The following is a 6,000-nucleotide window of genomic DNA, read 5'->3' on the forward strand; positions in this document are numbered from 1 at the left end:
CACACCCTCGCGGCCGACCCCTCAGGTAGCGAGCCCCGCCCCGCCGGGACCCCGTCCCACCGAGGCCGCCGACCGGCTGTCGGACCCGTCCTCTAGGGTGTCCCCGAGGTGGGCCGTGCCCGGCGGGGCGTCCGGCCTGTACGGCAAACGGCCCGCGGGCGGGGGGAGTTGACGGATGGATCCGCTGCGTCCTGGTGACGCCCCGGAGATCGGCGGGTACCGCCTGCTGGCCCGGCTCGGCGAAGGCGGCATGGGTGAGGTCTTCCTGGCCCGGACCGCCTCCGGGCGCCCGCTCGCGCTGAAGACCGTCCACCGGGACCTGAGCCGGGAGGACGGGTTCGCGGAGCGCTTCGCGCACGAGATCCGCACCAACGACCGGGTCCGCTCCCCGTGGACGGTCTCGGTCGTCGACTTCAGCCCCGTAGGGGCCGCCCCCCAGTGGCTGGCCACCGAGTACGTCCCCGCGCCCTCGCTCGCCGACTGGGTGGCCCGGTACGGGCCCCTCCCGGAGCCCGCCGTCACCGCTCTCGCGCGGGAGCTGGCCGGGGCCCTCGTCGCCATGGGCGCGGTGGGAGTGGTCCACCGCGACATCAAGCCGGCGAACGTGCTGCTGGGCGCCGAGCGGCCCTTCCTCATCGACTTCGGCATCGCCCGTGCGGTGCGCGACCCGCGCCGGACCCGGACCGGCACCGTCGTCGGCACCCCCGGGTACCTGGCCCCCGAGCAGGCCGTGGGCGCCGTCGCGGAGGCCCCCGCCGACGTGTTCTCCCTCGCCGCCGTCCTCGTCTACGCGGCCACCGGCCGCAGCCCCTTCCTCGACCGCGGCGAGGAGCAGTCCCTGCCCGCCCTGCTGTACCGCATCGTCCACGAGGCCCCCCGGCTCGACGGCGTGCCGCAGCCGCTGGCGCCCCTGCTCGCGCGCTGCCTGGACAAGGACCCCGGCCGCCGCCCCGCAGCCGCGGAGCTGCCGGGCCTGCTCGGCGGCGCGGGGGAGTGGCAGGCCGCCGCCCCGGCGGCGCTGGCCGCCGAGGCCGCCCGCCGCGAGGCGGACCTGCGGACGCTGCTGGCCGGCCCGGCCCCGCACGATCCGCGGGTCGCCCACGCCGGCGCCCCGGCCGCGGCGCCGCCCGCCCCCGCGCTCCCCCAGCCGCCCCCGGGGACGCCCCCGGCCCGGCCTCCCGCCCCCACCGGTCCGGGATCCGGTGCAGCCGCCGTGGAGCCCGGCCGGGACGGCGCCGCCCCGGCCCCCGCCACGGTGCTCCAGCGGCTCCGCCGCCACCGGCTGCCCGCCGCCGTGGCCGCCACCGCCGTCCTCGCCGCCACCGCGACCCTGATCGCCACCGCGCCCGACGGCGGCGACGGCCGCGACCCCGCCGCCGCCCCGGAGCGCAGCAGCGCCGCGCCGCCGGCCGACCCGGGGGAGCGGTCCGCTGCCCCCGCCGCCCTGCCCGCGTCCTGGACCGGCACCTGGACCGGCACGGGCCCCGGAACCCCGCGCGCGGACGGCATATCCCAGGCCCGGACCCGGAACTTCGCCGTGACCGTCACCCTGCGCGCCGGCGTGGTCGGCGAACTGGTCGGCCGTCAGGAGAGCCGCCTCGAAGAGGTGTCCACGGGCCGCGAACTCGGCTGCACGGAAGCCCTCGAACTGCGCCAGGTCCGCGGCGACACCGTGGTCCTCTCCGCCGTCACCAGCCACCCCACGGACCGCTCCGCCGCCGTCACCTGCCCCGCGGGCAACCTGTACGTGGTCACCAAGTCCGCACCCGACGAGCTGGCCCTCGAATCGGAGGGGGCCCAGTCCGCCGGCGCCCCCGCCGCGCTGGCCCGCCGCCGCTGACCCCCCGGCCCGGTGGCATCCTGGGCCCATGAAGATCATCGACCTGGAACCGGGCGACCCCCGGCTCACCGCCGAGGTCCTGCCGGTCCTGCGCGAACTGCGCCCGCACCTGACGGCCGAGCTGTTCCACGCCGTCTACGCCGAGGGGCACCCCCAGGGCCTGCGCTTCAGCGCCGCCTTCACGGACGGCGGCGGCTGCGCGGGCGTCGCCGGCTGGCGGATCACCGCCAACACCGCCACCGGCCGCCACCTGTACGTGGACGACCTGGTCACCACCGCCGCCGCCCGCTCCGGCGGGGTCGGCCGCGGCCTCCTCGCGTACCTGGAGGACCGGGCCCGGCAGGCCGGCTGCGCCTGGCTGGAACTGGACTCCGGCACCCAGCGGACCGACGCCCACCGCTTCTACCTGCGCGAGCGCATGGACATCGCGGCCTTCCACTTCAGCCGCAGGCTCGACTGAGCCGGCCCGGAACGCTGCCAAAACCGCCCGAACCCCCGCACGTCCGCTGCCCGGTCCGCCGCTTCCCGCAGAACGGACACGGCAGTTGGGCCCACTGCGGTGCACGACCGCGCCCGGGCGGGCAGTCTTGGGGGCGCGGGCCCGCCCGGACGCGGGCCGCCCGGAGGCGGCGGACCGCGCCGGTCCGGCAGTCAGGGGCACAGGGGGTGCGGCGGCATGGCGGTGGAATGGGACTGGACGACGGCCGAGTTCGGCGAGGCACACGCCGGGCAGGTACGGGTCCTGGTCGAGGACGGCAGCGAGCCCGGACCCGTGTACTTCGACATCGGCAGCGGCTCGGAGATGCACTCCACGACGCACTGGACGGCGTACGACGGGCGGTACGGCCGCCCCAGGGCCAGGACCCTGCGGGCGGCCTGCGCCTGCGGCTGGCGCAGCGTCGCCGACTACCCCCTGGACTGGGAGGGCCTCGGCGAGGAGCCGCTGTACGAGGCCGACGTGGACCTGTCCGGCCCGCTCGCCGACTGGACGGCGCACCTGACCGTGGTGCGCGAGGACACCGTCGAACTCCCCGAACCGCTCGCCGCCGTCCTCGTCCAGCTCGCCGAGCGGCTCCAGGACGCCGCCGCCGAGACCCCGCTCGCCGCCCTGCGCGCCGTCGGCATGGTGGAGCGGATCACCCACCACCTCGCCCAGGAGGCCGCCGACGCCGTCTGGGAGTCCGGTACGCCCGCCGAGGAGCTCGCGGCCGCCCTCGGCACCACCCCCTCGAAGGCCCTGGGGATGCTCCTGAGGCACCGCAGCTCCTGAGCCGCGGCCGCCGCCCCTCCCGGAAGCCGGGTCAGCGCAGGTCCAGCCGCATCAGGACCCGCGGGTGCCCGGCCAGGACGGAAGCCGTGTCGGCGGCGTGCCGGAACCCCGCCCTCTCGAAGTTCTTCCGCAGCCCGGCGTACGCCATCGTCAGGTCGACCCGCTCGTCCCCGCTGTCGAGCGGGTACGCCTCCACGGCCGGCGCACCCTGGGCCCGGGCGAACTCCACCGCCCCCGCGATCAGCGCGTGCGTCACGCCCTGCCCGCGGTGGCCCGGCCGGACCCGGATGCACCACAGCGACCACACCGGCTCCTCGTCCACCTGCGGGATCTTGCGGCTGCGCGCGAACGAGGTCTCGGCCCGCGGCGCCACCGCCGCCCAGCCGACCGGCTCCCCGTCCCCGTACGCGAGCACCCCGGGCGCGGGAGTACCGGCGCACAGCCCGGCGACGTACTCGCCGCGGGCCGGACCGCGCAGCTCGTTGTTGGCCTTGGAGCCGAGCCGGTAGCTCAGGCACCAGCACACGTTCGACGCGGGCGACTTCGGGCCGAGCACCTTGCGCACGTCCTCGAACACGGAGGCCGGCCGGACTTCGAAACTCATGGCCCCACCCTGCCACGGCCCCCCGGGGGCCGTCCTGTGGGAATCCGCCTCAGCCGTCCGCGCCGAACCGCCACGCCTCGATATCGCGGTACCGGATCGGGCCCGGCCCCCGCCCGATGTTGCTCCCGACCAGGTGCAGCTTGTCCGTCTCCCAGCTGCGCCCCGCGAACCCGTCCAGTGCCCCGGCCGCCTCCCGCACGCTCGCGGTATCGGTGCGCCGGGCCCGCGCCAGCGTCAGATGCGGCCGCAGCGGCCGGCCCGCGAAGGGGATCCCGCACTCACCGACCAGCGCGCGCACCTCCCCGGCCAGTGCGTGCAGCGCCTCCAGCTCCCCGTCGATCCCACTCCACAGCACCCGCTCGTCGAAGTGCCCGCCGCCGCGCAGCGCCAGCCGCACCGGGCGCCGGGCCGCGGCCAGCGAGGCCAGCGGGCCGCGCAGCGCCGCGGCGGCCGACGCGGGCAGCTCGCCGAGGAAGGCAAGGGTGATGTGCCAGTCCTCGATCCGGTTCCACCGCATCCGCGGGTACGCCGCGTAGGCGGGCGCCAGCTCGCGCGCGAGCTCGTCCTTCGCCTGGTCGGGCGGGGCCAGGGCTATGAACACGCGGATGGTCGGGGACGGGGGGTTCTCGTTCACGCTGCCTTCGTACCCTGCCGGGCGTCTTCCCGTCATCTTCACACCGGATGCGGCCCGGGGCGGGCCGCCCGGACGGCGGCGCGAAAAACGGCTCCCAGGATCCGGACAGACTCTGCGGACCCGGTTGTAACCCGCGGTAAGACTGGGGCCGGCGAGCGCTGCGCCTGGTCCGACGCCGACCCCGACTGGCGGAGCCCCAGGGCGAGGGTGCCCACCTCGCCGGCGCGTACAAGGTCCGCTCCCACAAGCGGGTCTCCGGCAGCTGCGGCTGACCTGTCGGGCCCCGGGGTCGTCCACCCGCCCCGGGGCTCCGGCCAGCGGTACTTTCCCGCGCCGCTTGTCCGAATAGCGGTGCATCATACTCCGCTGAAGAAGGTGCCGAACCCGCGTGTGTGCCGGGCCACACCGGGCCGCCCGGGCCGGGGTTACTCCGGGGTACCGCCGCAATCCGGGGGCGGGCGGTGGGTACCGGACGGAAGGGAATCGGTCATTCCTACCGACCGGTTGGATCAATTCCGTGGTTGGCAAGTCGCCTTTCGGTCAGAAGCTGGCGCTAATTAGACCGATAATCCGTCAAAACGGGAGCTCAGGGGACAGGAGCCTCAAGTTCCACTTTGACGCCCTTGTGGTGATCTTCGAGACTGCGGCCCGACCACCTCGTTCCCGGGGGGACCGGGGGCGGGATCTAGCAGGGGGATCGAAGGCAGCATGGTGAAGAGTGGGTCGGGCGCGGTGTGTTCGGGTGGCCGGGTTGTGTCGCGTGGGTTGGTGACGGCGGCGGCGTTGGCTGTGGTGGCGGGTGTGGTGGCGCCGGTGTTGGTGGCGGTGCCGGCGGGTGCGGTGGCTGTGGTGGCGGGGATCGGGACGGATGACCGGCAGCGGGTGGATGCGGCTGCGGTGGTGCGTCTGGAGCCGTCGCCGGAGGTGCTGCTGCTGAGTGACCACGATTTCGTGTTCGCGTTGTGGCAGAAGGCGCGTGACGGGGGTGCGGGGTACGAGTCGGTGCGTCTGGCGGCGGAGGCGGCGATGGCCAGCCCGGACGGGGCCGAGCACGTCGCGTTCATCGTGTCGGGGATCCATGCCGCGTACGCGGTGGACAAGCAGCGCGAGAAGGACACGGCGGATGCGGCGCGGGCTGCGCGCCTGGCGAAGGCGCAGGTCCTGATCGTGGTCGGTATTCCGCAGGGTGCGGAGCTGCTGGACCTGGGTGACGACAACTTCATCCGGGCCGTGATGCGGCACGCCGCGTCCGGTCCGGAGGTGCGCGCCGCGGCGGCGAAGGCGCTGGCGGAGGACGCTGAGGCGTGGCACGCGTTCATCGTCAGCGGTGCGCGGGATGCGCATCAGCGGGATGTGGAGCGGGAGTTGAAGGAGCTGGCGGAGAAGGACGCCGCGGAGGCCGCGCGCCGCAGGGAGGTGACCGCGCGGACGAGCGCGGCGGCCCTGTTCCGTATCACCCCCTCCGAGGCGGTCCTGGCCCTGTCGGACGAGAACTTCATCCGGGAACTGCTGCGCGCCGCTCCTGCGGACACGAAGCCGACCGAGCTCTACGCAGCCGCGCAGCGGGCGGTGCTGAGTGCGGATCCGGCGGTGTGGCGGGCGTACATCCATGCGGGTGCGGAGGAGGCGTACAAGAGGGACGACGAGGCGCG

At 75.5% G+C, this 6,000-nt stretch carries 5 protein-coding genes and 1 pseudogene; 4 read left to right on the forward strand and 2 right to left on the reverse strand.

What is annotated here, in order from left to right; translation table 11 throughout:
• Nucleotides 1-175 precede the first annotated feature (175 nt).
• The 3 genes from ACZ7JZ_RS09320 to ACZ7JZ_RS09330 all read left to right on the forward strand — a co-directional run bounded on the left by ACZ7JZ_RS09320 (nt 176) and on the right by ACZ7JZ_RS09330 (nt 3,110).
• Nucleotides 176-1,840, forward strand: coding sequence for a serine/threonine-protein kinase (locus tag ACZ7JZ_RS09320; protein ID WP_470935197.1), 1,665 nt, complete (start codon nt 176-178; stop codon nt 1,838-1,840).
• A 28-nt stretch (nt 1,841-1,868) separates the two neighbouring features.
• Nucleotides 1,869-2,300, forward strand: coding sequence for a GNAT family N-acetyltransferase (locus ACZ7JZ_RS09325; RefSeq protein WP_470935200.1), 432 nt, complete (start codon nt 1,869-1,871; stop codon nt 2,298-2,300).
• Between the two features lie 216 nt (nt 2,301-2,516).
• Entirely contained in the window at nt 2,517-3,110 is a 594-nt protein-coding gene (locus tag ACZ7JZ_RS09330) for a hypothetical protein (protein WP_470935203.1), read from the forward strand.
• 31 nt (nt 3,111-3,141) lie between these two features.
• Here ACZ7JZ_RS09330 and ACZ7JZ_RS09335 read toward each other — a convergent pair whose 3' ends face one another.
• Together ACZ7JZ_RS09335 and thpR are read right to left on the reverse strand one after the other, a co-directional pair.
• Complete coding sequence (locus tag ACZ7JZ_RS09335) at nt 3,142-3,714, reverse strand: GNAT family N-acetyltransferase (RefSeq protein ID WP_470935206.1); 573 nt, start codon at nt 3,712-3,714, stop codon at nt 3,142-3,144.
• A 49-nt stretch (nt 3,715-3,763) separates the two neighbouring features.
• Complete coding sequence (thpR, locus tag ACZ7JZ_RS09340) at nt 3,764-4,384, reverse strand: RNA 2',3'-cyclic phosphodiesterase (protein ID WP_470935209.1); 621 nt, start codon at nt 4,382-4,384, stop codon at nt 3,764-3,766.
• Nucleotides 4,385-5,116: 732 nt separating this feature from the next.
• On the opposite strand from thpR, the pseudogene ACZ7JZ_RS09345 reads away from it, so the two are divergent.
• A pseudogene (locus ACZ7JZ_RS09345) lies at nt 5,117-6,000 on the forward strand (AbfB domain-containing protein); the annotation flags it as partial.

The sequence above is a fragment of the Streptomyces sp. NPDC038213 genome (assembly GCF_055600495.1).